This is a genomic window from Trichococcus sp. (assembly GCF_049684335.1).
Taxonomy (GTDB): domain Bacteria; phylum Bacillota; class Bacilli; order Lactobacillales; family Aerococcaceae; genus Trichococcus.
The window spans coordinates 1-2,843 of the sequence record NZ_JBAVFV010000048.1 but is presented as its reverse complement, the minus strand read 5'-3'; the positions used below and the strand labels follow the sequence as shown (position 1 = coordinate 2,843).

Sequence of the window (2,843 nt, the reverse complement as noted above, 5' to 3'; positions counted from 1 at the left end):
TGAGTAAGATGGAAAATTGCATTCTTCATATCATGCCGGCGTGGCGGAATTGGCAGACGCGCTGGACTCAAAATCCAGTGCCCGCAAGGGCGTGCCGGTTCGACCCCGGCCGCCGGTATCACACAAAAAACAAGCCCAGAGAGATGGTTTCCATCTTTCTGGGCTTGTTTTTTTTGGCTTTGTTGATGTGCGGCAAGTCTGCTCCGCGCCGCGTGATACCTGAACTCAGGTGAACCCTCGCTTCACCTGAGTTCAGGTGTCGATTACTCTGCCCAGTTCCGGCGAGCGGACCTTAACCGGAACTGGGCGATTGGATCGTTTCCTTACCTCCGACGAGCCAACCTTCATCGGAGATGAGGCCCCCCTCTCAGCTATCTCGAGTCATCCGCAGACCTTCATCGTTCCTATCTGTACCCCGTGATATTCCTCGGAGTGTATGCTTCTTCCAAGTACTTGATCTCTTCAGCGCTCAACGCGATCTCGAATGCACCTAAAGCATCATCCAAATATTTCACTTTTGTCGCGCCAATCAGCGGGGCGGTGACGTAGTCTTTGCTCAGCATCCAGGCAGTCGCGACTTGTCCGCGGGTAATACCGCGCTCGTCTGCCAATTTATGGACTCTCGAAATGACTTCGTTGTCGGAAGCCACAATGTATGCAGGCAGATTGGCCTCTGCGGCTTGGCTGGTGCGGGCTGTGACGGCGCCGATATCCCTGGTCAATCTTCCTCCTGCCAATGGACTCCAAGGCGTCATCGCGACTTTTTGGTCCTGCAGCAAAGGGATCATTTCGCGTTCTTCTTCTCGGTAAAGCAGATTGTACAGGTTCTGCATGGAAACAAATTTCGTCCAGCCGTTCTTCTCGGCGATGAATTGGGCTTTGGCAAATTGCCAAGCATGCATGGAAGAAGCTCCGATATAACGCACTTTCCCCATTTTCACCAAGTCGTGCAGTGCTTCCATCGTTTCTTCGATAGGCGTACCATAATCCCAACGGTGGATGATGTACAAGTCCAGATAATCCGTCTGCAATCTTTTCAAAGAGTGATCGATTTCGGCGAAGATGCTTTTGCGGGACAAGCCTTTCGCGTTCGGCCCCTCGAACATCGGGAAATATAATTTGGAAGCTAGGACGATTTCATCGCGGTTGGCGAAGTCCTTCAATGCCTTCCCGACGATCTCTTCGCTGGATCCGGCTGAATACAAATTTGCAGTATCGAAGAAATTGATTCCGGAGTCCAAAGCTTTTTTGATGATTTCGCGGCTTTCCGTTTCACCTATTGACCATTTTTCCCGACCGCGTTCCGGTTCCCCGAAGCCCATGCAACCCAGACATAGTTTTGAGACTTCCATACCGGTATTTCCTAATTTCACATAGTCCATGATAACGCCTCCAATTGTTTTGATTATACCCCTATTGTAACTGTTGGAGTTCACTCCAAGACAAGTGTTTTATACCGATTAAAAAATATATTTCATAAAGCATTGTTAGGGTTGACTTGGAGTCCACTCCAGGATTTACACTGGGAGTAATAAAAGGATGAAGAAGGAGGAATATATGATGAAAATTACCGAAACTGCAAAAAAGAATCATGATGAACTGTTTCCCGGACACGTGTCGATACTGGCTGAGAAGGATCCGGAATTTATTGAGGTATTCGATAATTTTGCGTTTGATGAAGTGCTGCAATACACCAGTTTGGATGTGAAGGAACGGCAAAAAGTGCTATTGGCTGCTTTGATCGCCATGCAATGCGTGAACGAGTTCAAGGCGATGGCGAAGGGCGCTTTGAATGTAGGCATCACGCCTATCGAGGTGAAGGAAATCGTCTACCAGGCTGTCCCGTATGCCGGCTTGGGGAAAGTGTTCGATTTCCTGCATGCGGCAAACGAAGTGTTGGAGGAAAGAGGAATCACGTTGCCTTTGGAGGGGCAATCTACCACGACAATCGAAAACCGTTTTGAGAAGGGCTTGGAGATTGTCCGTGAAGCTGCTGGGGATGCAGTGGACACTATGTTGGACACGATGCCGCAGAACCAGAAGCATTTCGCCACTTTCCTGGCGGACAACTGTTTCGGTGATTTCTTTACGCGCAGCGGCTTATCGATCCAGGAACGGGAACTGCTGATTTTTACGACGCTTGCTTCGATGGGTGGAGCGGAGCAGCAACTGAAGGGACATATCCGCAACAATCTTCGCATCGGCAATGACAAGCAGAAACTGCTTGACACGATCACGGTCCTGTTGCCGTTCATCGGGTATCCGCGGACATTGACGGCGTTGAATTGCCTGAATGAAGTTGCTCCGGAAGAAAGCTGAAAGCGTAGGGGATAATCATGAAAATCGCTCAAGTCAGCAAAGAGAAGCATGTGTCGATTGATAGTTTGCGTTATTATGAACGGATCGGGTTGATTCCTCCGGTAAAGCGGATTGCGGGCGGCATACGGGAATATTCGGATGAGGATCTGCAGTGGCTGGATTTTGTGAAAGCTGTGAAGTCAGCGGGGATGTCAATCGAACCGCTAATCGATTATGTGCGGCTGTGTGGAGAAGGCCTGCATACCGTTCCCGCCAGGCGGGGTCTGTGGGAAGACGAGTGCGACTTGCTTGAAAAGAGGATCCACGGACTGCAGGAGACCTTGGCGCAAATGAAAAGTAAAGTTGCCCATTATGATGGGATGTTGAAAGGGTAGGGTTGGGACGTTTGTCCCAGCTCTTTTGTTTGAAAATAAATAGCTGAAAAATGCGCAAAAAGTCACTCCCATGCTATAATTTAAGTGGAAAAAATTTTTTTAGTTTGCTCTAGCCTGTTGCCGCAGTCCTAGAGCTTTTTTTGCGTCGTA

At 49.1% G+C, this 2,843-nt stretch carries 3 protein-coding genes and 1 tRNA gene; 3 read left to right on the top strand and 1 reads right to left on the bottom strand.

The features are described 5' to 3' along the window. Positions 1-34 precede the first annotated feature (34 nt). A tRNA-Leu gene (locus WBM30_RS08960) sits at positions 35-118 on the top strand. 286 nt (positions 119-404) lie between these two features. Here WBM30_RS08960 and WBM30_RS08955 read toward each other — a convergent pair. Continuing rightward, complete coding sequence (locus tag WBM30_RS08955) at positions 405-1,382, bottom strand: aldo/keto reductase (RefSeq protein ID WP_424900397.1); 978 nt, start codon at positions 1,380-1,382, stop codon at positions 405-407. Between the two features lie 178 nt (positions 1,383-1,560). Here WBM30_RS08955 and WBM30_RS08950 point away from each other — a divergent pair, with 178 nt between their 5' ends. Both WBM30_RS08950 and WBM30_RS08945 read left to right on the top strand, forming a co-directional pair. Next, on the top strand, positions 1,561-2,319 hold the full coding sequence (locus tag WBM30_RS08950; RefSeq protein WP_424900396.1) for a carboxymuconolactone decarboxylase family protein: 759 nt from the start codon (positions 1,561-1,563) through the stop codon (positions 2,317-2,319). A 17-nt stretch (positions 2,320-2,336) separates the two neighbouring features. Next, positions 2,337-2,693, top strand: a complete 357-nt coding sequence (locus tag WBM30_RS08945; RefSeq protein WP_424900395.1) for a MerR family transcriptional regulator — start codon at positions 2,337-2,339, stop codon at positions 2,691-2,693. Positions 2,694-2,843: the final 150 nt, after the last annotated feature.